Below are 26,860 nucleotides of genomic sequence, written 5' to 3'. Positions count from 1 at the left end.
ACTCCTAACGCTTTACTTTGGCATTGTCACGAGCATGTGCAATTAAACTCGCTACAAACTGATTAAGATGACGAAAGCGTTCATCCGATGTTTGACCCATTTTCCAGCGATAATAGATTTGCTGACAAATGACAGCAAGTTTGAAATAAGCAAATGTTAAATAGAAGTTCATTTGCGAGACATCACGCCCTGATTTAGTAGCATAAGACGCAATAAATTCTTCTCTCGTCATAAATCCATTCATAACAGTTACCGGTGCTTTACCCATGCCCTTTTTTAAGATTTCTGGGTCATCTTGTTGCAACCAGTACCCCATTGCGGCACCAAGATCAGCCAGAGGATCACCAACAGTTGTCATTTCCCAATCGAATAAACCTACCATTTTGCTATAGTCTTCCTGATCAAACATCGCATTGTTTAATTTATAGTCGTAGTGAATCACAGTAGGGCTTTGTGATTTAGGGATATTCGAAGCCATCCATGTCGTCAATTCATCAATACCAGGAATATCATCTGTTTTCGAGCGGTTATATCGTTTGATCCAGCCGTGCACCTGACGTTCCATGAAACCATCAGGGTGAGTTACTTTACTTAAATTTGTCTTCTGATAATCAACACTGTGCAAATCAACTAGCGTATCTACCATCGTTTCTGAGATCCTTCTGCACAACTCTTCAGTAGGTTGAACGCCATCAGGAAACGAGGTGTCAAGCACAATTCCCCTTCTTCTTTCCATAAGAAAGAATGGGGCATCAAGTAAAGTTTCATTATAGATGTATGGTTTTGGTGCTAGTGGGAAAACGGGATGTAATTCTCTTAAAATCGTATACTCTCGTTCCATGTCATGCGCTTTTGGAGCAACTGGACCAAGAGGCGGTCTTCTGAGAACTGCTTCCCACTCACCAATCGATAGTTGATACGTCAAATTTGAGTGACCTGTTCCAAACTGTTCAACTATGAGAGGATCATCACTCAGAGGTTCAATGTTTTCCTTAATAAACCTCTCTAGTTTATTTAGATCGAGCTGTTCTCCATCTCGGACAGGTATCGTATCGTGTGAATAGGTCATACGCCACTCTCCTGATTACGTAATATTCAGTCATTTACCCTTAAAAAACACCACGCTTATAGCAGTTGATAAGATTCCTCAAGCTTACTTCGCAATTCATCCGGTATAACTTCGCTTACTTGTTTCTTAAAATCATAATAGACGACAGTCGCTTCACCTTCAGCTACTACACCATCACTCTCCGTATCCTTTATATAGTGCATGAGTGTAAAGCTTTTTGTGCCAATTCGCTTAACAGTCGTTTCTACATGAAGTGACTGTTTAAAATAAGCTTGTTTTAGAAAATCACATTTCGTAGAAACGAGAATAAATGGCCAATCATCTGTTCCAGAACGTTTACCTAGATAATCAAAAAATTGTACACGTGCTTCCTCGAGGTATATAAAGTAGCTTGTGTTATTAACATGGCCAAGCGCATCCGTTTCACAAAATCTTACTCTCACACTTGTATGAACGCTCATATCGATTCCTCTTTTCTATTACTTATGAGTAAAAGCAGGTTTTCTCTTTTCGATAAATGCTTGAACGCCTTCTTTAATGTCATCTGTTTGGAAAACTTCCTCGAACAATTCCGCCTCAAGCTCAACAGCTGATTCAATTGGAAGATGAGCTCCTTTATTCACAGCGTGCTTAATTCGTGATAAAGCCTGTAGGGATTGTCCGGTTATTTTGGCAGCTAGGCCCTGCGCATAAGCCATTCCCTGGCCCGACAGTACAACGTGATTTACTAGGCCATATCGATCGGCTTCTTCTGCAGAAATCGGTTCTCCTGTAAACATCATTTCTTTTGCTTTTGCTTCTCCAATCAGTCTAGGGAGCCGCTGAGTTCCCCCACCACCTGGGAAAAGACCTAGCTTTATTTCAGGAAGTCCGAGTTGAGCATGCTCTTCAGCAATACGCATATCGCATGTCATCGCAAGTTCACATCCACCGCCGAATGTTAAACCATTAAGAACCGCAATTGTTGGCTTAGGAAAGTGATCAAGATAGTTTAATACCTGATGAGTTTCCATCACGATATCTTTAAACCCTGTATGTCCAATCCACTCAGGAAATTCCTTAATATCTGCACCAGCCATGAATGCTTTATTACCAGCACCTGTTAAAATCACTGCCACAGCATCTTGATTGGCTTCTAACTCTGTAAATACTTCAAAAAGTTCTGTAGATACTTGCTTACTCATCACATTTAAAGGGGGATTATTAATCGTCACAACCGCTGTTTTCTCATGAATTTCATACGTTACCATTTTCATTAATTCTTCACTCCTTCTTTTGTATAGTCATACCAGCCTTTACCTGTTTTTCTTCCTAATGTTCCAGCTTTCACTTTATCTTCTATCGCCTTTGAAGGTTTATCCTCTGGATTACCTGTTTCATTATAGCGTTGCTGCATCACGTAATAACCTACATCAATTCCTGATAAATCCATCAATTCAAACGGACCGATCGGATGATTTAAGGCTTTTCTACAGATGAGGTCAATATCTTCAAAATCAGCGATGCCCTCCTCATATAAATACATCGCTTCTTTTTGTAAGGCACCAAGAATGCGATTCGCAACAAAACCGGAAATCTCTTTCTTTAACAATACACCTGTTCGATTAATTTGCTCACAAACAGCCATTGTAAGCTTAGCTGTTTCTTCCGACGTTGCATCGCTCATAACAACTTCCACACAATCCATCACTAGTGGTGGGAAGAAAAAGTGCATATTCACAACTTTATCTTTACGATTCGTTGCGGACGCAATTAACGAGTTCACAATCGTTGAACTATTCGTAGCAAGAATTGTATTCGGATCAGCTAGTTGATCGAGCTTTTCAAATACCTCTCGTTTCACATCTAACTTCTCTACAATTGCTTCAATGATAAAATCAGCTCGAACAGCAGCTTCTTCAAGACTAGTCGTGAATTGCAGGCGTTCAAATGCTGCTGATTTTTGTTCTTCGGTTATCTTCCTTTTTGAAACCCACTTTGACATAATTCCTTCAAGCTTTTCTCCAGCTTCTTTTAGTGCTTTTTCATTGATATCTTGAATGGTTGTTTCATAGCCACCAAGTGCGCAAAGCATCCCAATTTGGTGACCCATTGAACCTGCTCCCAATACTGTGATGTTCTTGACTTCATCGATTTTCATACCTTTTCCTCCTTAATTAACTAACCGGTTAGAATGTTTGGATCGAAAGCGTTTACATTATAGTGAAATGAGAAAGGAAAGCTTATTCGCTTTCCTCTATTCCGTTTAGTACCATATCCACAAAAATGCTAGCTACTTCCTTATCTGAAACTGGACCGTTTGGTTTATACCACTGATACGTCCAGTTTGTAATGCCAAGAATGGCAAACGTCACAATCCCAATATTGAGATCACTTTTGAATTCTCCGTTTTCAACACCTTGTTTTAATAGATCCTGAAAGTAATAGCGAATTTGATCACGCTTTGGAAGAATTTCGGCTAAGTTTTCTTCTTTCAAGTTTTTCATCTCACGGAAGAAAACTCGTGCACTATGACCTTCTAATTCGACGTTGTGAATTAACATGTACACCATATCGTATAGCTTAGTTTTACAATCTTTCGACACATCTTCTAAAATTTCCTTTTGTTGCTTAATCATTCCGTCGATATAAGAAGAGTGAATATCCATCAGCAGTTCTTCTTTACTCTTAAAATAGTAATAAAATGTGCCCTTCGTTACGCCAATGGCATCGACAATATCTTGAATTGACGTTTCACTAAAGCCTTGCTTCTCAAAAAGCTCAATACTTTTGACAGTCAGTTTGTGTTTCATGCTAGTACCCTCTCAATCTATCAATGTTCATTGATTAAGATTATATCATATGGAGGCTACTCAGAAGCATCCTTAGCTATACTTGACGTGCTTCATCGCGAATGGATCTTCTTAAAATTTTCCCTACGCTAGTTTTAGGGAGCTCGCTACGGAATTCGACGATCTTTGGCACTTTGTATGGAGCCATTTCATCCTGACAATAAGAAACAACTTCTTGCTCTGTTAATTCAGCTCCTGGCTTCTTAACGATAACCGCTTTGACAGTTTCACCACGATAAGGATCCGGAACACCTACTATGACAGCTTCCATAACAGCAGGATGTTCATATAGAACCTCCTCAATATCACGCGGATAAATATTATACCCACTAGCAATAATAAGGTCCTTTTTGCGATCAATAATGGAAATATACCCATCGCTGTCCATCTTTGCAATATCGCCTGTATATAGCCAACCATCTCGCAATGTATTAGCCGTTTCTTCTGGCATGTTCCAGTACCCTTTCATAATTTGTGGTCCTTTAATCACCAGCTCCCCTGACTCACCAAACGGAAGCTCTGTTTTCCCTTCACCTAGGTCGACAACCTTATAATCCGTTGAAGGAAAACCAATTCCAACACTACCAGGCTTACGTTCACCGAATGGGGGATTTACATGAGTCGTCGGTGAAGCTTCACTCAATCCATATCCTTCGAGTATTTTGGCCCCAGTTTTCCTCTCAAATTCCTTCATTAATCCAACGGGCATTGGGGCGCTTCCGCTATTACAGGTCCGAATGCTACCGAGATTATACTTTTCTGCATCAGGATGGTTTGTAAGTCCTACATACATCGTTGGGACGCCTGGAAACATTGTTGGTTTTTCAGTTTCGATCGTCTTCAATACTTCATCAACATCGAATCTTGGTAAAATCACGCTCTCCGCACCAATTCGAATTGATAAATTCATACAAGACGTCATTCCAAAAACGTGAAATAACGGAATGACCGTTAGGCACTTCTCTTCACCAAAGATAAACTCTCCTTTAAAGAATTCAAGGCTTTGCTCTACATTTGCAATTAGATTACGATGAGTGAGCATTGCTCCTTTTGATCTCCCAGTTGTCCCGCCAGTATATTGAAGAACAGCGATTTCTTCCTTTGGATCGACAGAAATTTCGTTTAGTTGCTGAGTTGAGCTTTGAATAAATTGGTCAAAAGGCATATCTGGAGCGAAAGATGCCTCAGTAGGCTGAAGGGAAACAACAATAACGTTTTTCACACTCGTTTCATTCTGTATCGCTTTTAATCTTGGATAAAGGGCATCATAGATCACAATCGTTTCCGCACCTGAATCCGCTAATATGTACTGAAGTTCGCGTTCAACGAGCATTGGATTAATTTGTGTAATGGTTCCTCCTGCTCTTAATACACCATAGTAGCTAATAGCAAACTGTGGACAGTTTGGCAGCATGAGGGCGACACGATCTTTTGGTTTCATTTGTGAGGTATTCTGAAGCGCAGAACCAAATGCTGAAGAAAAGTGCCCAAGCTCACGGTACGTTATTTTTTTCTGATAGAAAGATAGCGCAACATGATCTGGATAATCGTTCACTGTTTTCATTAACATATCTTGAAGTGAAATGTTCGGGATATCAATCGTACTGGAAATCGATTCAGGGTAATGCTTAAACCAACTCTTATGCTCGTTCATGCTTACACCTCCGAATAATTAAAACGTTAATCCTCCTCCGTCAACAAGAAGGCTAGTTCCTGTTACGTATGAGGCCTCATCCGAGACTAGAAACAGCACGGCGTTTGCAATTTCTTCTGGTTGTCCTACCCTTTTTAGTGCATTGGCTTTTGAGATAATGGGCCATTTACGATCGTCTTCCTTCCATGGTGTAACAATATTCGTATCGATAACACCTGGACACACAGCATTCACTCGAATATTCTTACCTCCGTATTCAAGTGCAGCATTTTTCGTTAATGTAATCACCCCGCCTTTAGAGGCATTGTAAGGGGCCATGAATTTTTTCCCCTTTAGTCCTAGAAGGCTAGATGTATTAACAATGGAACCACCATTTCTTTTTTCCATTAACGGAATACAGAATTTCATTCCTAGAAAAACGCCTCGTAAATTAATCGACACGACACGGTCCCATTCATCAACGGACATATCAGCTAACTTTACTTCTTCATTACTAACACCAGCATTATTAAAAAGAATGTCGAGTCCACCATAATGCTTTCCACATTCTTCTACAAGCGCTTTCATATCTCCTTCATTTGCTGTGTCTGTTTTTACAAAAATGGCATCACCTCCCATTTTCTTCACTTGTTCGACAGTTTCCTCTCCAGTTTCAGAGTGAATATCTGAGATAACTACTTTCGCCCCTTCATTTGCAAAGCGAATGGCAGTCGCTCTTCCAATTCCTCCTCCGCCTCCAGTAACAATCGCGATTTTATCCTGCAGCCTCATTTTACGCCTCCCTTATTCTCTTTCAAGTATTGTAGCGATCCCCTGACCTCCACCAATACAAGCTGTAATCAGCGCATATTTTCCATCTCTACGATCAAGCTCATAAACTGCCTTTGTGGCTAAAATCGCTCCTGTTGCACCTAATGGGTGACCATGAGCAATAGCTCCTCCGTTGACGTTCAGCACATCATGGTTCATGTTAAGTTCTCGATCACATGCAAGTACCTGTGCAGCGAACGCTTCATTAATTTCAATTAAATCCATTTCCTCAAGAGATAATCCAGTTTGCTGCATAACTTTATTTGTAGCAGGAACAGGTCCAATTCCCATAATATTAGGATCTACTCCGCTTACAGCATATCCTTTAACTACGGCAAGTGGTTTCAAACCGAGCTGCCCTGCTTTTTCACGCGACATGACAATGAGAGCGGATGCCGCATCATTTAAGCCTGAGCTAGATCCAGCTGTCACCGATCCTCCCTTCTTAAAGACAGGTGCCAAGGAAGAAAGCCGTTCCAAAGTAGTTTCAGGTCTAGGATGTTCATCCTTTGTCACTTCAATTGGGTCACCCTTACGAACAGGAACATGAACAGAAGCAATCTGCGAGTCAAAATATCCCTCTACCATAGCTTTACCCATTCGTTCCTGACTTCTTAGTGCAAACTCATCTTGTTCTTCTCTAGAAATTTGATATTTCTCTGCCAAATTCTCGGCTGTAATTCCCATTGGAGGATCTCCAATTTCATCAGGGGAAAGCCTGGATTTCATAAAGCGTGGTGGCATTGTACTATATGGTTTTGAAGGCTTTTCCATTAAATAAGGCGCTTGACTCATACTTTCTGCCCCTCCGACAATATAAACGTCTCCGTCTCCCGATTTAATCGCCTGTGCAGCAAGATTAATCGAATTCAGTCCGGATCCGCACTGTCGATCGATTGTTAAACCTGGTATAGAAAGCGGAAGACCAGCCTGCAATGCTGTCAGCCTAGCGATATTTCCGCCACCGCCAATAACATTTCCAAAGATCACATCATCGATTGATTCAACCTCCAAATTGATTCGAGCAACGGCTTCCTTAAGAGCGATTGCCCCAAGCTCGTGTGCTTGAATCCCAGCAAACGCTCCTCCTTGCCTACCAATAGGTGTTCTTACGCTTGAGACAATAACTGCATCACGTTTCATATTAGTTTCCTCCCCCATTACATTGCATGTTGTCCACCATCAACAATTAAAATATCTCCTGTTACATAATTAGAAGCATTTGATGCTAGAAATAGTGCTGCACCTTTTAGATCATCATCTGAACCAAAGCGATTAAGTGGCGTCGTTTCTAACATTTTTTCGCCACCTGCATCAATCAATCCCTTCGACATTTTTGTAGGGAAGAATCCTGGTGCAATCGCATTAACATTTATGTTATAGCCACCCCACTTTACAGCAAGATCTTTTGTAAATGTGATAACGGCTCCTTTACTCGTGTTATAACCAATCGCGTCCATATAGCGTGGATCAGCACCACCAAGACCTGCGACAGAAGCAATGTTAATAATTTTTCCACTTTTTTGGTTAATCATTTCTTTTCCAACGGCCTGTGCAAAGAGAAATGTCCCAGTTACATTAACTTCCATAACTTTATGCCATGCTTGAAGTGGCATTTCAACGACTGGCGCACCCCATGATGCACCGCTGTTATTGACAAGAATATCAATGCGACCAAATTCTTTCATCGTTTCATCTACAATATGCTGAACTTGCTCTTGATTCGTTACATCACATTCAAAAGCTAGAGACTTTACTCCGGCTTTCTGTAGCTCCTCACTAACAGCTTCACAAGCCTCTCGTTTCCTTGAACAAATAACTACATTAGCTCCAGCTTCTGCAAATCCTTCTGCGATTTGCTTACCAAGTCCTCTTCCACCTCCTGTAACAATCGCAGTCTTACCAGTTAAGTCAAACAGTTGCATAACGTTCATCCTATATCCCCCTCGTTATCTATACTTCTTCAATTCTTGTCTTGCTACTGCGCTACGATGCACTTCATCCGGACCATCAGCCAGTCTTAGCGTTCTCGCATTAGCCCAGTGAGCAGCTAGCGTATAATCATCACTAACTCCAGCACCGCCAAAAGCTTGGATGGCGCGATCAATAACACGAAGCGCCATATTAGGAGCCACTACTTTGATCATCGCAATTTCTGCTTTCGCTTCTTTGTTCCCAACTGTATCCATCATATATGCCGCTTTTAAGGTAAGAAGTCTTGCCTGTTCAATTTCAATACGAGAATCAGCGATCCATTCTCGAACAACACCTTGCTCAGATATTTTCTTCCCGAACGCTTCTCGTTCTTGTACGCGCTTACATAAATCTTCAAGTGCACGCTCTGCCGTACCGATTAATCTCATACAGTGATGAATTCGACCAGGACCAAGTCGCCCTTGAGCAATTGCAAAACCTTTCCCTTCTTCCCATAGCATGTTTGTAGCAGGTACTCGAACATCTTTATATTCAATTTCAGCATGTCCGTGCGGTGCGTGGTCATACCCAAAGACAGGAAGAACACGTTTTATTGTAACGCCTTTCGTATCAAGAGGAACAAGAATCATCGACTGCTGTTCGTGCTTTGATGCGTTCGGATCATTTTTGCCCATTACAATAGCAATTTTGCACCTAGGGTCACCTGCACCTGACGACCACCACTTAGTTCCGTTGATAACGTACTCATCACCATCACGTTCGATTCGTGCTTGAATATTTGTAGCATCAGATGACGCAACATCAGGTTCTGTCATTGAGAAGCAGGAGCGGATGTCCCCAGAAAGAAGAGGTTCAAGCCATTGTTTCTTTTGCTCCGCTGTTCCGTAACGGACTAATACTTCCATATTTCCAGTGTCAGGTGCCGCACAGTTAAATACTTCAGGCCCAATCATAGAACGCCCCATTACTTCACAAAGAGGAGCATATTCAGCATTGGTAAGACCTGCGCCATACTCACTATCTGGAAGAAAAAGATTCCATAATCCAGCATCTTTCGCTTTCTGTTTTAACTCTTCCATAATTGGTGGAATGGCAGACCACCTACTATCTTGCGCTGAAAGCTGTTCTTCATAGACTTTTTCATTAGGGTATACATTCTCATCCATAAATGCGGTTAATTTTTCAAGATACGATAAGCACCGCTCTGAATAGTCGAAATTCATCATTTGTTAGCTCCTTTTACCAGTTATCTAACTAACCGGTTGGTATGTTCTTGTAATAAGTATAAATTTATTATTCAAAATATTCAATACAAATGTTAGAATTTAAAATCCTGTTGGCCAATTAGCTAAATTTCTATTGCTTTTTGAACCGTTTTTATAACACGCCAGTTCAAGGGTTCTGGCAAGAAACACCCGCGTTTCCCCTGGATCAATGACATCATCGATTAAATGCTTCGCGGCTGCTTTATAAGGAGAACTATCAAAGCTCCATTTCTCTAAAAGCTTCTCTCGATCTTGTTTAGGATTTTCAGATTGCATTAATTCTCTGCCATAAACGACATTCACACCAACTTCTGGTCCAGTAAAATTAATTTCTGCTGATGGCCAGGCGACGACAAAATCCGCTCCCATTGTTGGGCCACACATATTCCCGTAAGCTGCCCCTACACTTTTTCTGATGACTACGGAAAGTTTCGGAACCGTGGACTGCGCTAGAGCCTGATTCCACACCATAATTTTCGTCGGGATTTTTCCCTTTTCTGCTTCGGAACTTACTCGGAACCCTGGAATGTCGTGAAGGAAAATCAAAGGTATATGAAATGAATCACACATACAGATAAAATCAGTCGCCTTTTCACATTCCTGTACACCAGCAGCACCTGCATATTTCATCGGTTGATTTGCAATAATCCCTACTGTCCTTCCTCCTATTCTTGATAGAACAGTTAAGAGAGCAGGTCCAAACTCGGGTTTAAGTTCAAAGAACTCCCCGTTATCGACTAACTCTTTCAACACCTTTTTCATGTTGTACGCACGATTCTGTTTCTCTGGAACAATTGAAAGTAGCTGATCAACTCGCCTTTCGAGCGAATCCTCATTGTGACATAATGGTGGTTCCTCTTCACTATGCGAAGGAAGATAGCTTAAGAATAACTTCAATTGATCAATGCATTCCTCTTCCGAGTCTGCAGATTGATCAATCTGACCTGTGTGCTTATGATGAATTTCAACACCTCCTAGCTGATTCTCTGTTATTTTCTCTCCAGTTGCAATCTCAAGCATTCTTGGACCAGCTACCCCCATGCACGTCCCATTCAGCTGTGTCACAAAATCCGAAGACACCGCTAGCCATGTTGGTCCTCCGAAACTATCACCTAAAATCGCTGTGACCATCGGAACTTCACGGTGATGCATTAACATTTCTTGAGGGAAAAGCTTATCACTAATACCATCAGAGCCCATTCCATCTGGCATTCGGAGACCTCCCCCTTCACTTAAATTAACTAATGGTAAACCTCTCTTTAATGCATACGCATGAGCAGCTTTTGTTTTTCGAATATGGACAGCACCTTCTGTACCTGCAAATACTGTTTTATCACCAGCTTGAACTACTACCGGGCGTCCATCTACCCGAGCAACTCCACAGATCACACCGTCACCTGGACTTTTTTCCTCGAGTCCTGGAATATCAGACGAGGTTAATTTACCAAGTTCAAGAAAGGACCCTTCATCCACTAGTAGGGCAATTCGCTCCCTAGCTGTCTTTTTACCTTTTGCATGAAGCGCGTCGATTTTATGTTGTCCCCCCATCCGCTCTGCAAAAACTCTACGATTCTTTAACTCTTCTACAATATTCTCCATAATCTCACTCTCCTTATCTATCTTTTAACAGTCTTCTCAATACTTTACCTGAAGATGTTGCGGGTAAGCTCTTTCGAATTTCAATCACTTTTGGTGCTTTATAAGCTGCCATATGAGCTTTAGCCCATGCTAATAATTCTTCTATAGATCGATTTGAATCGTTAGGGTCAAGGACAATGACAGCTTTAATGATTTCTCCTTTTTGCTGATCAGGTATTCCGATAACAGCTGTTTGCATAATGGCTGGGTGTTCATTCATTAGTGCTTCTACATCTTCTGGAAAAACGCTATATCCTGAGCTCTTTATCATTTCTTTTACTCGACCTTTAAAATACAAATATCCTTCTTCATCAAGGTGACCAATGTCGCCTGTATGAACCCATCCGTTTTTAAGCGTAGCCGCAGTCTCTTCGGGTCGATTGTAGTACCCTTTAAACACACCAGGGCTTTGAATAATAATTTCTCCTTCTTCATAAGGTGGTAGCTCATCCCCACTCTCAAGACCGACGATTTTAATGGTAGTATGATGAATCGGAATGCCACAACTCCCATACTTAATGTTTTCTTTTGGCATAAAAGTGTCACATGTATGTGTCTCACTCAATCCATAAGAAGCTTCATAAAGCAAACCGCCCGTTATTTCTTTCCATTGATTTGCTAGTTTTTCAGTTACTTGGAGCCCGAAACTCGTCGCTAAGTTTAGTCGAAGGGAAGTAAAATCACGCTGTTCAATATTTGGTATTTGCATGATCGCTCCATTCATTGGAGCAATGCTATACCACATTGTAATACGATGATCCTCAATTGTACGAACTACGGTTTCTGGGTCAAATCGACTTAGTAACACCGTTTCATTGCCACTATAAACTGGAAGATTGACGCCCATAACCATTCCAGCAATATGACATAACGGGGCATTGGCCAGTAGCTTTTCACCTTCCCCTACTTGATTACATGTCATTGTTGCAGCGGTTTTATATAAAGCGTTTTCATAAGTTAACATAGCTGCTTTCGGTCTTCCTGTTGTGCCAGATGTAAACACCATCAGAGAAACGTCATCTAATTGAACATTAGAAGAATGAAATAGATTCGATTCTGTTTCAAAAAGTGATTCAAGAGTCGTAAACCTTGAGGCTTCCTCGGAGTTAAGTAATTCTTGCGGTACGAGAGAGTGTGTGTCCTGCTGAATAAGCGATTGATAAGAAACCGTAACAATAAAGGAGAGACTATCTTCCATTTCGTGAAGCATTGGCAACAGTTCTAGGCCAGATACGATACCTTTGATATCTCCTTCGCTTATTAAATATGAAAGCTCTGATGATTTATACATTGGGTTTAATGGTACAACAACTGCCCCGAGCTTTTGGATCGCATAATGGGAAATAAGATATTGCGGACAGTTTTGCATAAATACTGCCACGTGATCGCCTTTCGTTACCCCTATCCTTGCCAAATAATTAGCCAATTGATTTGATCGCTCATTCCATTCCTTCCATGTCAATTCGTAACCATAGTAATGGATTGCTGTTTGATTTGGTGAAACTTCGGCATTTAATGCAAGATATTCATGAAGCGGCTTTTTTCCATTTAAGTATTCTAACGTTACTGGAACAGCTTCTGGCCAACTCGTTTTCATTTTTTTCATAATAGCCTCCTTCATACTGACCGTATGGTATGTCTTTCATTTATCATACATGTAGCCGTTCTCACTATTCAATATAAAATTCATGTTTTACATAGATAAAATTGGGAAATAGTGTTTTATCACTTTGAAAGGAAGAATGAAGATGAATAAAAACTTATACCAGCTCACACAAGAATATGAAAAATTCACCGATGACTGCAAAGGGGAAACTGTTCCAGAATTTGTAGAGAATTTCATATATGGCTCAATGGACTACAACGAACAGAACCTTCCTAAGCTAACGGAAGAAATGGGGAAACAAGCTCAGAATCAAGAACCCGAAGAATTTAAAAGAGCATTTGATGAAATGCTCCTATATTTAAGAGATCGCTTTGTGGCGCTCGATCCAGACAAAGAATATTGGCCACTTCACTACCGTGAAGGCGTTAGCGCATTTGTGGCGATGATTGATGGATTAATCGTCCAATATTTCTCAGGACTATATACAGTAGAAGAATTGAAAGAGCGTACTCCGCTATTTGCAGCGGTCATACTTAATGGATTCGTTGGTGTTAACGAGAACGATTATGATGCTCTATCGACAGATTAATTGAAAAAAATCCTGCCTTGCCGGCAGGATTTTTCATCTATTATTTTTGCAGGCGATAAACTTGTGAATACTTCTCTTCAAGATATTGAATTAAATATTCAGCATTTAGCCCTTCGCCAGTAATGTCTTTAATAATATCAATTGGTTGCTTTAGCTTACCGTACTGATGGATATTTTCTGTTAACCATTCTTTAATAGGCATCAAGTCACCCTGTTCTAATAGCTCATCAAATTGTGGGATGTCTTTTAACATAGCATTCTTAATTTGAGCCGCATAAATGTAACCTAGCGCATAGGAAGGGAAATAACCAAATGAGCCACCTGACCAGTGAACATCCTGAAGAACGCCGACCGCATCGTTATCTGGAGTAATACCTAAATACTCCTCCATTTTTTCGTTCCAGATCGTTGGCAAATCCTTCACTTCAATTTCTCCATTAATCAATCCTTTTTCAATTTCGTAACGAACCATGATATGCAGCGCATACGTCATTTCATCTGCTTCAATTCGAATCAAAGAAGGACCTGCAACGTTAATGGCACGGTAATAATCTTCTAATGAAACATCATCAAATTGTCCAGTTGAATAGCTTTTAAGCTTGTCGTAATTGTTTTTCCAAAATGATTGATGACGACCAACAAAGTTTTCCCAGAAAAGAGACTGTGATTCGTGAATCCCCATAGACGTACCCGTACATAAAGGCGTGCCAATCAATTTGGGTGATAAATTCTGTTCGTATAAAGCATGACCACCCTCATGAATCGTACCAAATACTGCTGTGCGAAAATCACCTTCATCATACTTCGTCGTAACACGCACATCACCAGGATTCAGTCCTGTTGCAAATGGATGAACCGTCGTATCAAGACGACCAGCGTCAAAGTCATACCCCATTTTCCTCAATACTTCCATACTGAAGGCTTGTTGCTTATCTTGTGGGAAATGTTCAAACAAAAAGTCAGTTTTGGGCTGATCACTCGCATTAACAACTTGTTTTACAAGTGGCACAATATGTTCTCTAAGTTGGTTAAATACGCGATCAATCATTTTCACTGTTACACCTGGTTCAAATAGGTCAAGCAGCGTATCATATTTATTTTCATCGTATCCCCAATATTCGACAAATTTCTGATTGAATGCCACAAGCTTTTCGAGATACGGTCTAAACAATTCGAAGTCAGCTTTTTCCTTCGCTTCTTCCCAGATCGTCTCTGCTTTCGAACTTAAAATGACATATTCAGAGTACTCTTCTGCAGGAATTTTTATGTTCCGATCGTAGTCTTTACGGCACTCTTCTACCGTTTTACGAGTGATTTCACTTAATTCAGTTTGCTGGTCTTCCTTTGTAAGCTCATCAAGATACCCCTTCATTTCAGGAGATACCGACATTTCAAAAACTTCAGAAGACATCATTCCAATAACCTCAGAGCGCTGTTCAGCACCTTTTTTTGGTGCGCCAGTGCGGAGATCCCAATACATAACACCAATCGCTTCATTAAAACTCGTCATTTTCTTTACATAATTTAAAAATTCCTGCTCGGTTTGTTTGATTTCTGTTGCCAAATCGTTCAACTCCTTAAAAAGTAATTTCCTTCATAACAATAAATTCGACATATCTCGTTTAACTATGTAAGGATTTGTCGGAAGTTAAAAAATTCTAAAATAATGGATATGAACTATCTCATGTTATCCTTTGGATAAGCTCAATAGTTCAAGGAGGGATTCAGGTGTCAATTCAAAATCTGATAAACACATTTGATCAAGTAAAAGGAAGAAAGCCTGCTAGTGCAGACGAACTACTCGACTTTATCCAGGTGAATTATTTACAAGGTTCGATTTCTTTATATGAGTATCAAACCTATTTTAAAGAGCTCCACTCACAAGGCGCAAAGAAACCAGAGTACTTCACGCATGAAGAAATGAAAGCCTTTTAATCCCTCTTGTTCTATCCTACCATAAGTTTCTAGTGATACGTACATGAAAAGCCATGGGCAATGCTGCCCATGGCTTTTCTACATTTCCAACTCCTTTATACAGCATTCATAATAATTGCAATCACCACACCAATAAGAGCAATTGTTGCAATAATTGATAATATAGAAAGCGCTATAAAAATCCATCCAGCTACTTTACGTCCCGTTTTAAGTAGATAAATTCCAAGTGTAAGAAATGTAAATAGGAATCCTAATACTCCCCATAACCAGGGATTCTTATCATGCTTTGGGGCGTCCATTATTAGAAATATGGCGACTGCAATAGGTACAATAAGACCAATAAACTCGATTGTAAACCCTCCTTCCGTCATTCCCGACCCGGAAAGAATACACGATATTTTATGATTCGTCTATAATAATTTCTAATTTTTCTTTATTTATGTAAAAATGATTAAATAATCCATAAGCTACTATTTCTTTATCATTCCATAACTTTGTTCGATATACAGAAAACACGTACCTATTCGTTCTAGTGGTATTTGCTTCAACATATGGAATGACAGCCAAATCGACGCCTATTTCCATAAGCGCATTTTGGTCTTTTTTAAGTTGATCCCCTACCCACCTACTATAATCAGTCAGATTAGGATTTGTATGAAACATTACGAACCCCAATACGACGATGATAATAGACATCGTTTTTTTCATTCATTTCACCCCTCTCTTGTTTCTTTAGCTCTTTTATACCATATACATATTATTCCGTTTAAATGTCTATTAGACGTGGGAACAAATAAGTACATCATAAGTTAAGGGGAGGAAAAATGAAAATGAGACAACATCGAATCAATACGCTAAAACCAGGTGAACACTATACCGCCAAAGAACTGGATAGCTTTGTATCAACTACGGATGTTCTTTTACTTTCAAGTAATGCTTCACAACTTTTTTCTGATCCGGAACGTGAGTATAAGGTGACCCATGAAGTGGAAGGTTTTTTTGAACATTCTTCTGATGAAGGTGAGAAGTACTTTCGGGATAAACGTGCTTATGTTGTTGAAAAAGTATAATGACCTGTTATAAAAGATAATTACTATCAAAAAATCCAAATTAAAACACCTCTCGTCACTAGAGAGGTGTTTTTACAGTCTTATTATATTAATCTTTCTTTGGCGGTCTCGGTCCAAAGTATTGATAGTAATGCGTTTTGATATCACCATTGTAGAGTTTGCGGTTCTTTGTTGATCTCTTTCCATAAACTTCTTGGAAGCGAGGATGTGACGTTAGAATATAAACAGACCATGTATCAAGACGCTCACGGAAGGCTTTCCCCATCTTTCTATACATGTCTTCCACTTCTTCTCTTTCACCAAGACGCTCACCATACGGTGGGTTTCCGATGAGAGTTCCATACTCAAACTTAGAGCTAACATCCGTAACTTGCATCTGCTTAAATTGAATCATATCTCCGAATCCAGCTTCAAGAGCATTATTCTTAGAAAGGTCGACCATTTTAGGGTCAAGGTCGCTACCAAAAATGTGAAGAGGTTGATCGTAATTTGCAAGGTCCTCCGCTTCAATCATAGCTTCTTCCCAGCGCTTCTTCCCGATCCACTCCCAATCTTCAGAAGCAAATTCTCGATTAAAACCGGGTGCGATGTTTTGGCCGATCATAGCTGCTTCAATTGGAAGGGTTCCTGATCCACAGAATGGATCCATGAATGGTTTATCTGCATTCCAATTTGTGAGCATCACCATTGCTGCTGCCATAGTTTCCTTAAGTGGAGCTGCACTATGGAGGTACCTGTACCCTCTACGGTGCAAGCCTTTGCCACTCGTATCAATTGTAAGAATAGCCGTATCCTTGTGAATCGCAACTTCGATTTTAAATAGTGGTCCATCTTCATCAAACCACGAAACGTTATATTTTTCCTTCATGCTCTCTACGATCGCTTTTTTGACAATCGCCTGGCAGTCCGGAACACTATATAATGTCGACTTTACAGATCGACCACTTACGGGAAACTCAGCATTTTCGGGTAGTAAATCTCCCCACGGGAGTGCTTTCGTTGCTTCGAAAAGCTCATCAAATGTCGTTACTTTGAATTCCCCAACTTTAAGCTTAACCCTGTCAGCTGTTCTTAACCAGTAGTTCGATCGACATATTCCAATCTCATCACTTTCATAAGTGACTTTTCCGTTATCGACACGTACATTTTCAAAACCAAGATCCTTTACTTCACGAGCAACCAATGATTCGAGCCCCATGGTGGCCGTTGCAATTAGTTCCATTTTCGCCATTTTACCCACTCCAATCTTTTGCTCTTTTATGTAACGTAGGTTTACCCTATTATCATACAAAATTAATCGTTTCATGTTAGACCTATTTCGCGTGGAGAAGAGAATGTATTCTTTTAAGTCTTTTTATTATGCTTTCCAATCCATGCGCATTCATAGCCTTAACGTACAAAAAAGCCCCTTAAGGGCTTTTCATCAAAGATGATAACGTTCTGTAAGCCATGTTCTGTTCCATCGTACTGCGAACGGGTCTCCCCTCGTACTCAGGTGGTAATCATCTATCTCCAGACGCGTCCTCACCGCCTGGCTTTCTCTCCGTTCAATTCCTTCAAGAAAGCTCCCCTACCATAATTTGGGTTTCTCGCTCGTGGGGTTTACCTCGTTCCACTCTTAATGTTTCCATTAAGACTTCGTCACTGTGGCACTTTCAGAGTATTCGGGCCTTATCCGTGAAGAACTTAGGCCGTTTCCCCGCCGTTAGCCCAATTGGACTACCCTGACTTATTGTTTCATCAGGCACGAACACTACGATCATCTCAGATCGTGCGAGCATGGACTTTCCTCTACATGCCGCTTAATTGCGACATACAGCGACTACCCGAACGTTATCATTGTTAGGACAGCAAAAGCAATTATATCTTATATTCTACAATGATGCAAGGTTGCTTAAAGAATTGTTATGTTTATGTTTATTAATATAGTACGGTAATTGAAATTTTAAAACTGTAAAAAATAAACCGCCGTTTGGTGGTTTATTCGTACAACTTACTCCCGAAAACGTGTTTCTCTAGGTTTGATAGTCGTTTTAGGATATCATAATTGGTATTTCCAGGCTGCGTTTGAGAACGCGTCTGCTGTCGCTTTTGTTGCTCAGACATACGATCCATCTCTCTTCTAAGACGCGTATTCTCTTGTCTCAGCTGTTCAATGTCATTTTCAAAACGCTCATAATCTTTAATTACTACGTCCAAAAACTTGTCGACATCATCCTGATCATAACCGCGAAATCCGCTTTTAAAATCTTTTTCAAGAATATCTTTAGCTGTTAATTGAGTCGGTTGTTGCTCTGCCATTTTATCACCTCTGTATGTATGCAGTTATTGTCTTTATTTTATTCTTCCAAAAGAGCTTCCTCTTGTCAATCGGAATCTCTTCTATTCTCCTTATTGACTGTAGAAATCGGGATTACTTTCACGTAAATCCTGCTCTAATAAATCAAGGTCAATAGGTGTGATGGTAAAAACTTCGTAACCTTCATCAGTTCTCTGTCTGTTCTTTGCTTCTTTCAAGTAATAATCAGGAGAACCAGGCGTATCTTCGTCATATAATACGAGCATAGCATGACTCTTACGAACGAGAAATTCATTCTTTGCTTTCAATTGCCCTGGATTTTCGTAAGGTCGACTTGTGATTGATTCAACAAAGTCAGCTTCTCCCATGATCATATGATAAAATTCTTGAGTAGGTTCTTTCCATTTACTTTCTTGATCTAGGAATGGCGTTAAAACGGCTAGCTTCAATTCGGGATAGAGTTCTCTTAGATCAAGTGCGACTTCAGCAGCCCAGAGCTCAACACCAGTTTGCCCACTGATTAGTATCCACTCAAAATCTCTCTCTTCGATAAGCTGAGACATGCGACTCTGAAGGGCTGCCTTTATAATTGGAAGTCCAGGATGATCGTCGTTAAAGATTCCTAGTTCGTGTGCCTTATAGCCAGTAACAAGTAAAACGTTTGCCACTTAGACACCTCCTATGTAAAAACGAACTGGAAGACCAGTTCGTTTCATTATTTCGTTATTTTCTTCTCTTTTGGGCAGGACTTACTTGACCTGGCATACCATTGCCATTTGGTCCTTGCATAGCTCCTGCTACTTGGGAAGGATTAGTAGGTGCGTATCCAGCCGGCATTGCGCCTGTCGGGCGTGGTGGCGGATAATTGTTCATGTGTGAAGCTAGCACTTCCTCTGACTCTGTTAAAGGATAACTATGATTGTGCTCATACATGTGATGATGGACGTTTTTAATATGCGTAGGATGAATATGATCTACGTTGTGCTTATAATAGTGATTCTTGACACAACACTTTGTCGGATAAACAACAGGACTTGTCGGACATGGACCTCCAGGACCTTGCATTGCTGGACTTACCTGCCCTGGCATGCCGCCTTTCATGGCCGGACTCACCTGGTTTGGCATATTCGCATTTGGACCCTGCATTGCTGGACTTACTTGATTTGGCATATTCGCATTAGGTCCCTGCATTGCTGGACTTACCTGGTTTGGCATATTTCCATTCGGGCCCATGCGATGATGTCTATGAAACATAGTGTAGGTTCCCCCTTCTTAAATTGGTGAATTCCCTACTAGCCTATGTTGATCACAATGTACATGTACTGTGTATTCGTCCTTATTTCCTCAATACAAACGCAATTTCCACGCCTATTTTTGTACGACTACTTCATTGTCACTATAAATCTGGGCCGACTCACTAATTTGACTCATAACGACCACTGTTAACGCAATTACCATAAAAAACATTACCATAATGACCTGCTTCAATTACCATCTCTCCATTACATCAAATCTGAATCCTTTTCTAAAAAAAACAGAAACTTCAATATACTACTCAAAGTTACAACAAGAGACGACAATTGTAAACGGTGTTTCTACATGTTTTCTAAAAGAAATCGTCGAATATCATCTCTTTGTGCGCTTGCCCGGGGAATAATTAGGTAAATGAAGCTATTTCCTACCAAATACGAGATTATCTCTCGCAATTCGCCGTCTTATTTCTTGTTCATGACCGTCTTTCATGTCCAATTTGTGAAACATTTTCAAACAGAGCTCCGCTGTCATTCTTGCGTCGTTTAGGGCATGATGACGTTCATGACGTTCAATATTCAACTTCCTTATCAACGAATCCAGCTGCGGATTACTGCGAGGAAATAATTCCTTCGCCAGTGCTTCCGAATCCAAATAAGGAGGTAAATAATCTGGCAACCCCCATTTTTGAACGAGTGTTTGTAGAAAATAAACATCAAATTTAACGGGATGAGCAATAAGAGTCGTCCCTTTACTAAACGCCATAAATTCTTCAAACGCTTCAATAAATGTCCATCCCGCTCTTATTTCATCAATGGATAGACCCGTTAGCTGTCTAACAACCCGCGGTACTTTATGAATAGGGCGAACAATTCGATAGAAAGTTTCTTCGAGGATCCTTCCTTCCACAAGATCGATTTTCACCGCACCGATCGAGATTACTTCATCCCCGATAGCTGGATAAAAACCCGTCGTTTCGAGATCGTAAACGGTAAAATATCGACTGCTTGATTCTTGATATAATAACAGAGACTCCTGCAAGCGATCATAAACTGGTAAATCCTTGTCCCTTTTGATCTTTTTCTGCCATTTCACACGATCATATAGATAATAGCGCAATAATTTCAAACCTATGGACGACATTGTTAAATACTCCGATTCCTTCGAAAGCTTAATTCACTTACCTGCTGCATCCGTTTTGCTACAAGCAACGCTTCCCTCATTTTCCTTCTCTCTTCTTTTTCCCATTCGATTGGCCTTACTTGATTCGAAATCTCTACCCCTTTTTCTAGTTGATAAAGGTTTTGTCTAACACGGAACGTATAAAGGTAATGAAGAGATGTTTCGATATTGATCACATCACGATGATGAAAAATTTCTTTTTTCTTTAACTCATGAAGCCTTTTAATTGTATTAACTTCTTCCACTCCATATTTCATTGCAAATATTCGAATACCGTTCACGATTTGCATAATAGCAGCTTTTTTCAAATCAAGCGTTTTTTCTTTCCCACGAAGTTGAAGCTTTCCAAGAGGATTTAACGGCACGCGAAAACGAATCGTATCCTTCATTAACAGCATTTGAAGCGTTTGAGCTTTCTTAATTCGCGCAGTAATGCGACTTCTTAATGTTCGTGCGAGATCAAAATCTCCGTAAACAGGACGAAAATCCATAAAAATTGTAAAATTCCGGATCTCTTCAGCATCTGTTTCAGTAATCCAACGATTTACTTCTGTTTGCCAATTAGAAAGGGAGCGTCTCCATTTCTCATTTTTCGCCATTATCCCCCCCTCACACTCAGGGAGACCACATGTCGTAAGCATCGTATTGATTTTCCTTGCAAATATCGAGAAATACGTTTCAATTTCCTGTTTATGCTCGAGGTGTTCATAATCATCAATAATAAGTCCGTTGTCTTGATCTGTACTAAAAGCCTGTTCTTTGCGCCCTTCGCTCCCCATAACGATGAAGCAAAAGTTCACTGGCGCCCGTCCATATCCCTCACTGATCATTTCCTTCTCTGCAAGTAAAATAATGCGTCGATGCATTTCATCATTATAATTGGACATCATCTCACATATTTCATAACCCAACGTATTCGCGTCAAGTAACTCTTGAATAAATGAGCGAAATTCTTCATGTATTGGTGGTGAAAGATTCATTATTTCATTAAGCTCTTTAGCTCGTGATAGTCGATAGGACAGATCTAAATAGGCCGATTCCTGAATTCCTAAGAAAGATTTTGCTGAAACCATTCCGACAATACGATCTCGCTTTACAACAGGTAGCGAAGAGACTTTGTGAAATTTTAAATACGCCAATGCTTCATAACTAAAGGCATCCTCTTCTACCATATTAGGTTTTTGATACATCCACTTATGGATAGGATCTTGAAATTGTCCCATTGTAAGTGCATTTATGACCTCTAGCGGTGTTATTGTACCAAGAACACTTTCACGATCTTCGCTTACTATCACACCGTCATAATTTTTCGTTCGAAAGAGCTCCGCGGTTTCTAATACCGTATAAGTTGGTGGGATCGTCACTTTCGTATCCATAATCGAGCTCACTCGTGTTCTATACAAGGCGATGTTTTCACCATCAGCCTCCCGATCTCGCTCTTGCTTAATTTCATCATAGAGGCTTCTCATACGTTCACCAATGGTATCGAGTACATTATGTGAAAAGGCAGGGTTTTCTGTCATGATCTTTAGCATGACTTCTTTTTTGATTCGAATAACCTGGCAATCTTCATTAGCTTGCACAGAAAACGTCATAGACTCATCTGTAAGCATAATCATGAGCCCAACTAGATCTCCGGGATAATAGAAACGCATTGTCGTTTGTTGCCCATTCGCTTTGTGCACAATGTTTTTAGCAATACCAGAGACGAGGAGATAAAGCGTATTCGTATCTTCATCTTCGTGATATAAAAATTCACCCTTTTGATAAGTTGCGAAATGTGCTGATTCCATTAGACTTTCGATTTCAGCATCGCTCAAAGAATGAAATGGTTCCTTTTTCTTCAACACTTCATAGAAATCCTGCATAACAACCTCCTATCGTTAGCGAGCTGCTTTTTGCTCAATTCTCTCGATTCGCTTCATATATTGCAGCCGCTCGTTCTCTTCTTTATCTTTAAGAATCCGTTTCTTCTCTTTCCATTTTTGGTATGCAGACAGAGCATAGTGAAGGGCTTTCTCATAGTCTTTCGCTTTATGCTCATAATATTTAGCTAATTCAATATCGCACTCTTCATCATTTGTGGATTGTGATAGCGACAGCCAAATCTCGATGGCTTCTTGAACGTTATCCTGCTTCTTATATATCCGAGCAAGCGCCTTTTTGGCGTCCTGTTCATGACGACCAGTTGTCTTTTCATATAGTAAAGCCGCATGATCCTCTTCTCCAACAGCTTCCCACCATCGAGCAGACTGGTATTGTTCACCAGCTGTTAAGGACTTTCCTTCCACATCAAGAAGGAGATTAGACAAACGAGTATATAGCGTGATTAAAGATAAGATATCTTCTTCATTGTGTTTCATCACGCCTGCGATCAGCTCTGGATCTGGATCTTTTACAAACTCGAAATAAAGCATAGGAGCTAAATAGCCTGGAATATCTTCTTCCCGTTCAAAACCTAGCTGCTGTTCTTCTACGTTCGCGAGTCTAACAGACTCCATATCATTTTTCCAGAATCGCCTCGCTCCGTGCAACAGATCGAAATGACCAAATTGCGGTAACTTAGGGACTTGTTCACGAATAAGCGTATGACGTGTTTTCACCTGTGGCCAATCAAACGCTTTGCCATTGTAGGTAACTAGGTTCTTCAATTCTTTTACATCTTCTAGAAAAGCTTGATACATCGGAACTTCTGCACCTGGGCCAGGCAAAAAATACTGATTTACAGAAATTCCCTCCTCTGTATACTGGCTATATCCAAGTAGAAAGATAGTATTTCCAACCCCACCTCCTAAGCCAGTTGTTTCTGTATCAAAAAACAATAAATCGGAGGGCTGAAGGTGTTTTGAGGAGAGTGGATGTGCACGATAGTGACGATTCCAGCGTTCGACAACTTGCTCAAGTTCTTGGAAAGTGTAACGTCCATGCTGATAGGAAGTTGGATACTGTTTTTTTCTCACTAGCGCATATTCTCCGTCAAAGAAAAACGGATGAGCATCTAGATCACGCCACTTATTCAAATGAGGAACTTCGTGAATCGGCTGCTCTACTTTCGCTTCCACTTCTTCTCCTTCGTTCAAGTTCATATGCTTTTTCATTCGATTTAATTTAGCTTTCAGTGACATCAGAATGTTCACCTCTTAAATATTCAAGTAAATAGATGGCTGTTTGCTTACTATTTTCACCCGTTTCACCGGAAACGCCCACACACGAAGGACAGCCACTTTCACATTCACAATTAACAACAATGGATTCGGCTTCTTTTAATACAACCCCTAGCTCTTTGTAAACTCGCTCCGATAGCCCAATGCCCCCAGGGTAGCGATCATAGAAGAAAACGGTAGGCTTGTTTGAATGGACAGCTTTGATTTGTGGTGTCACATGGAGATCGGATACATCGCACATGACAAACAGCGGAGCAACGTTACGAAGAACGTTACCAAGCCCTAACAATCCCTCCTCTAAGCGATTTTCTCCCATTGTTTGAACAAAGCTTTCAGGAAAGTCGAACCAGCAAGCATTCGTGTGAAGCTCTTCTTCTGGTAAGTGAATCGGACCTGATCCAATATTTTCGTGAGTTTCAAATTTAATTTTCTTAAAAATAGTTGCCATAGCATTTACCATAACTTCTCCATACGTTGCGGTTGTGTGTGGGAGCGGTTCACGCTTATCTTCTTCTAGAACCTTCAGTTGAACAGCAAGATTAGCATCCGTATAGTAATCCACATCAACTTCCCTTACCCAAGCTTTTTTCTCGTCATAGTCAAGAAGCTCCACTTGATATTGCACACCCTGGTGAAGATAAATCGCTTCTTCATGAAGAAGCGTCATGGCACTAAATCTGTCCATTTCTCCAATGACTTTTACATTAGCAACCGTTGTTTGATCAATAATAACGACATTTTCCTGCGAGGCAGAACGAAGGCTTACGTTATGAGCCGGGAATGCATCGTTCATCCAGAACCAGCGATTTGCCCGATGATGAAGCAGCTGTTCGTCTGTTAAAAACTCAAGAACATCCTCAATGTCTTCCCCACCAAACGTATCCCCTTGTTGAAACGGAAGCTCATACGCTGCACATTTAACATGATCCACAAGAATAATTAAGTTATTAGGGTTCACTCGCGCCTCTTCTGGGTTCCGTTCAAAAAAGTAATCCGGATGTGTAATCATATATTGATCAAGCGGACTAGAACTAGCGACAACAAATACAACAGACTCATCTTGACGGCGACCTGCACGTCCAGCCTGCTGCCACGTGCTCGCAATGGTGCCTGGATAGCCTGTCAGCACGCACGCTTGAAGCTGTCCAATGTCCACACCAAGTTCGAGGGCGTTCGTGCTTACCACGCCTTTAATGTCTCCATTTCGAAGTCCTCTTTCAATTTCCCTTCGCTGCTTCGGTAAATAACCACCCCGATATCCCATAATAGAACGCGGTCCTAATTCACGCTGTTCTAGCTGCTGTAAGTACGTGAGAAGGATCTCAACCCGAACACGACTACGTGCGAAAACAATTGTTTGAATGTTGTTTTTTAATAGTTCCGCCGCTAAGTTTCGTGCTTCAAGTGTAGCCGATCGTCTAATGTTCAAGGCTTGATTTACAACAGGGGGATTATAAAGAACAAAATGCTTTCGTCCAGTAGGAGCCCCATTGTTATTAATTAACGTAATTCCTTCACCAGTAAGCTCCTCTGCAAGCTCTTTTGGATTCGCAATTGTAGCCGAAGTACAAATAAATATGGGATTACTTCCGTAGAATCGACAAATCCTTTTCAATCTTCGAATCACATTGGCTACGTGACTCCCGAAAACACCACGATACGTATGTAGCTCATCGATGACAATCACTTTAAGGTTCTCAAAAAGAGAAACCCACTTCGTATGGTGTGGGAGAATAGCAGAATGCAGCATATCTGGATTCGTCATCACAATGTGGCCTGCTTTTCGAACGATTTGTCTAATGGTTGGAGAAGTGTCCCCATCATACGTATACCCTTTTAAATCCACTTCCATTTCATCAATCAATTCATTAATTTCACTTTTTTGATCTTGTGCAAGGGCTTTTGTAGGAAATAAATACAGTGCCCGACTTGACGGATCCTTCAAGATCGTATCCAAAACAGGCAAGTTATAGCACAAAGTTTTCCCAGAGGCGGTTGGTGTAACAGCGACAAAACTGTTCCCCTTTGAAGCTTCTTCATATGCTGTAGCCTGATGAGTATATAGCTGTTGCACTCCTCTATCTTCAAGTGCTTTCTTTAACTCAGGCTGCAATCCTGCAGGATATGACGCTGTTTTAGCTTCTTTCGGTTCAATCGTTTTCCAATTAACAATATTGGATCGATACTTTTCCTCCTGCTGAAACATCTCCAGTAGCTGGGGCAGTTTCTTTTTTCTTTCCATCCGATCACCTCAAAAATTATTCTATTTCTATTGTAGCGAATATGCGTTCGAATGGATACCGTTTTGATTTGAAAGTAAAGCTTTTCCATTACCTACTAACTAATAATCGAAAACCTTCGCCAATGCTATTAGAATCGAGCTCATATCTTTCTTTAAGAGAACACACTTTTCTCTTAAGGCACGCGTATTTATCTTCAAAATATAAACATATCAACTAAGGGTGCAATAGAAGTTTTCTATCGAAAATGTTTCATCACCATATTTTTTCTCATCCGACAACCTAATTAGTGACAAAGAAGCTACCATGGTCTCACAACCTG

At 40.5% G+C, this 26,860-nt stretch carries 26 protein-coding genes and 1 other RNA gene; 3 read left to right on the top strand and 24 right to left on the bottom strand.

What is annotated here, in order from left to right; translation table 11 throughout:
- Window positions 1-4: 4 nt before the first annotated feature.
- The 12 genes from ABVF21_RS00295 to ABVF21_RS00240 all read right to left on the bottom strand — a co-directional run bounded on the left by ABVF21_RS00295 (window position 5) and on the right by ABVF21_RS00240 (window position 12,808).
- Window positions 5-1,069 carry a phosphotransferase family protein gene (locus ABVF21_RS00295; protein ID WP_371017227.1) on the bottom strand — a complete coding sequence of 355 codons (1,065 nt, stop codon included), beginning with the start codon at window positions 1,067-1,069 and terminating at the stop codon, window positions 5-7.
- 56 nt (window positions 1,070-1,125) lie between these two features.
- Window positions 1,126-1,530 (bottom strand): acyl-CoA thioesterase, encoded by a 405-nt coding sequence (locus ABVF21_RS00290; RefSeq protein WP_194221800.1) that lies wholly within the window; start codon window positions 1,528-1,530, stop codon window positions 1,126-1,128.
- Between the two features lie 18 nt (window positions 1,531-1,548).
- The gene (locus ABVF21_RS00285; protein WP_371017226.1) at window positions 1,549-2,325 is read right to left on the bottom strand and encodes an enoyl-CoA hydratase; all 777 of its coding nucleotides are present in this window, start codon (window positions 2,323-2,325) and stop codon (window positions 1,549-1,551) included.
- Window positions 2,325-3,209 carry a 3-hydroxyacyl-CoA dehydrogenase family protein gene (locus ABVF21_RS00280; protein ID WP_303533473.1) on the bottom strand — a complete coding sequence of 295 codons (885 nt, stop codon included), beginning with the start codon at window positions 3,207-3,209 and terminating at the stop codon, window positions 2,325-2,327. Before ABVF21_RS00280 ends, ABVF21_RS00285 begins: the two co-directional genes overlap by 1 nt.
- An 82-nt stretch (window positions 3,210-3,291) precedes the next feature.
- Complete coding sequence (locus tag ABVF21_RS00275) at window positions 3,292-3,861, bottom strand: TetR/AcrR family transcriptional regulator (protein WP_194221803.1); 570 nt, start codon at window positions 3,859-3,861, stop codon at window positions 3,292-3,294.
- 76 nt (window positions 3,862-3,937) lie between these two features.
- Complete coding sequence (locus tag ABVF21_RS00270) at window positions 3,938-5,554, bottom strand: long-chain-fatty-acid--CoA ligase (RefSeq protein WP_371017225.1); 1,617 nt, start codon at window positions 5,552-5,554, stop codon at window positions 3,938-3,940.
- Between the two features lie 18 nt (window positions 5,555-5,572).
- Entirely contained in the window at window positions 5,573-6,325 is a 753-nt protein-coding gene (locus ABVF21_RS00265) for an SDR family NAD(P)-dependent oxidoreductase (protein WP_303533480.1), read from the bottom strand.
- A 12-nt stretch (window positions 6,326-6,337) separates the two neighbouring features.
- Window positions 6,338-7,507, bottom strand: a complete 1,170-nt coding sequence (locus ABVF21_RS00260; RefSeq protein WP_303533483.1) for a thiolase family protein — start codon at window positions 7,505-7,507, stop codon at window positions 6,338-6,340.
- A gap of 17 nt (window positions 7,508-7,524) precedes the next feature.
- The gene (locus ABVF21_RS00255) at window positions 7,525-8,298 is read right to left on the bottom strand and encodes an SDR family oxidoreductase (protein ID WP_371017224.1); all 774 of its coding nucleotides are present in this window, start codon (window positions 8,296-8,298) and stop codon (window positions 7,525-7,527) included.
- A 15-nt stretch (window positions 8,299-8,313) separates the two neighbouring features.
- Window positions 8,314-9,522, bottom strand: coding sequence for an acyl-CoA dehydrogenase (locus ABVF21_RS00250; RefSeq protein WP_226613399.1), 1,209 nt, complete (start codon window positions 9,520-9,522; stop codon window positions 8,314-8,316).
- A 102-nt stretch (window positions 9,523-9,624) separates the two neighbouring features.
- Window positions 9,625-11,163 carry an acyl-CoA carboxylase subunit beta gene (locus tag ABVF21_RS00245; protein WP_303533488.1) on the bottom strand — a complete coding sequence of 513 codons (1,539 nt, stop codon included), beginning with the start codon at window positions 11,161-11,163 and terminating at the stop codon, window positions 9,625-9,627.
- 13 nt (window positions 11,164-11,176) lie between these two features.
- Window positions 11,177-12,808: a class I adenylate-forming enzyme family protein gene (locus tag ABVF21_RS00240; protein ID WP_371017223.1), complete on the bottom strand. Its 1,632-nt coding sequence runs from the start codon at window positions 12,806-12,808 to the stop codon at window positions 11,177-11,179.
- Between the two features lie 142 nt (window positions 12,809-12,950).
- Between ABVF21_RS00240 and ABVF21_RS00235 the strand changes: the two genes are divergently transcribed.
- The gene (locus ABVF21_RS00235; protein ID WP_303533493.1) at window positions 12,951-13,397 is read left to right on the top strand and encodes a hypothetical protein; all 447 of its coding nucleotides are present in this window, start codon (window positions 12,951-12,953) and stop codon (window positions 13,395-13,397) included.
- A 40-nt stretch (window positions 13,398-13,437) separates the two neighbouring features.
- Here ABVF21_RS00235 and ABVF21_RS00230 read toward each other — a convergent pair whose 3' ends face one another.
- Window positions 13,438-14,961, bottom strand: a complete 1,524-nt coding sequence (locus ABVF21_RS00230) for a carboxypeptidase M32 (protein ID WP_371017222.1) — start codon at window positions 14,959-14,961, stop codon at window positions 13,438-13,440.
- Between the two features lie 164 nt (window positions 14,962-15,125).
- Here ABVF21_RS00230 and yppF point away from each other — a divergent pair, with 164 nt between their 5' ends.
- The gene (yppF, locus tag ABVF21_RS00225) at window positions 15,126-15,332 is read left to right on the top strand and encodes a YppF family protein (RefSeq protein ID WP_194221813.1); all 207 of its coding nucleotides are present in this window, start codon (window positions 15,126-15,128) and stop codon (window positions 15,330-15,332) included.
- A 95-nt stretch (window positions 15,333-15,427) separates the two neighbouring features.
- On the opposite strand, the gene ABVF21_RS00220 is transcribed toward yppF, so the two are convergent.
- Window positions 15,428-15,703, bottom strand: a complete 276-nt coding sequence (locus ABVF21_RS00220; protein WP_371017221.1) for a hypothetical protein — start codon at window positions 15,701-15,703, stop codon at window positions 15,428-15,430.
- A gap of 28 nt (window positions 15,704-15,731) precedes the next feature.
- Window positions 15,732-16,040, bottom strand: coding sequence for a hypothetical protein (locus ABVF21_RS00215; protein ID WP_303533501.1), 309 nt, complete (start codon window positions 16,038-16,040; stop codon window positions 15,732-15,734).
- 116 nt (window positions 16,041-16,156) lie between these two features.
- Between ABVF21_RS00215 and ABVF21_RS00210 the strand changes: the two genes are divergently transcribed.
- Window positions 16,157-16,402 (top strand): hypothetical protein, encoded by a 246-nt coding sequence (locus tag ABVF21_RS00210; protein WP_371017220.1) that lies wholly within the window; start codon window positions 16,157-16,159, stop codon window positions 16,400-16,402.
- A gap of 88 nt (window positions 16,403-16,490) precedes the next feature.
- Here the strand turns inward: ABVF21_RS00210 and ABVF21_RS00205 are convergent, their stop codons facing one another.
- From ABVF21_RS00205 to ABVF21_RS00165, 9 genes are all read right to left on the bottom strand, one after another.
- A complete protein-coding gene (locus tag ABVF21_RS00205; RefSeq protein ID WP_194221817.1) occupies window positions 16,491-17,633 on the bottom strand; it encodes a THUMP domain-containing class I SAM-dependent RNA methyltransferase in 1,143 nt (380 codons plus the stop codon).
- A 207-nt stretch (window positions 17,634-17,840) separates the two neighbouring features.
- An RNA gene (gene rnpB, locus ABVF21_RS00200) (RNase P RNA component class B) lies at window positions 17,841-18,236 on the bottom strand.
- Between the two features lie 146 nt (window positions 18,237-18,382).
- Window positions 18,383-18,703, bottom strand: a complete 321-nt coding sequence (gene gpsB, locus ABVF21_RS00195) for a cell division regulator GpsB (protein WP_048309322.1) — start codon at window positions 18,701-18,703, stop codon at window positions 18,383-18,385.
- A gap of 90 nt (window positions 18,704-18,793) precedes the next feature.
- On the bottom strand, window positions 18,794-19,369 hold the full coding sequence (locus ABVF21_RS00190) for an SLOG family protein (RefSeq protein WP_194221818.1): 576 nt from the start codon (window positions 19,367-19,369) through the stop codon (window positions 18,794-18,796).
- Window positions 19,370-19,424: 55 nt separating this feature from the next.
- On the bottom strand, window positions 19,425-19,955 hold the full coding sequence (locus ABVF21_RS00185; protein WP_194221819.1) for a CotD family spore coat protein: 531 nt from the start codon (window positions 19,953-19,955) through the stop codon (window positions 19,425-19,427).
- A gap of 417 nt (window positions 19,956-20,372) precedes the next feature.
- Window positions 20,373-21,095 carry a 3'-5' exonuclease gene (locus ABVF21_RS00180; protein WP_303533507.1) on the bottom strand — a complete coding sequence of 241 codons (723 nt, stop codon included), beginning with the start codon at window positions 21,093-21,095 and terminating at the stop codon, window positions 20,373-20,375.
- Between the two features lie 2 nt (window positions 21,096-21,097).
- The gene (locus tag ABVF21_RS00175) at window positions 21,098-23,002 is read right to left on the bottom strand and encodes a DUF294 nucleotidyltransferase-like domain-containing protein (RefSeq protein ID WP_303533510.1); all 1,905 of its coding nucleotides are present in this window, start codon (window positions 23,000-23,002) and stop codon (window positions 21,098-21,100) included.
- Window positions 23,003-23,017: 15 nt separating this feature from the next.
- Complete coding sequence (locus tag ABVF21_RS00170; RefSeq protein WP_371017219.1) at window positions 23,018-24,259, bottom strand: ribonuclease H-like domain-containing protein; 1,242 nt, start codon at window positions 24,257-24,259, stop codon at window positions 23,018-23,020.
- Complete coding sequence (locus ABVF21_RS00165; RefSeq protein WP_303533516.1) at window positions 24,243-26,540, bottom strand: DEAD/DEAH box helicase; 2,298 nt, start codon at window positions 26,538-26,540, stop codon at window positions 24,243-24,245. Before ABVF21_RS00165 ends, ABVF21_RS00170 begins: the two co-directional genes overlap by 17 nt.
- Window positions 26,541-26,860: the final 320 nt, after the last annotated feature.

It is taken from the genome of Pseudalkalibacillus sp. JSM 102089 (assembly GCF_041366475.1).
In the GTDB taxonomy this organism is placed as follows: domain Bacteria; phylum Bacillota; class Bacilli; order Bacillales; family Guptibacillaceae; genus Guptibacillus; species Guptibacillus hwajinpoensis_B.
Note: the sequence above shows the minus strand (reverse complement) of the source record. Positions and strands in the feature narration are given on the sequence as shown.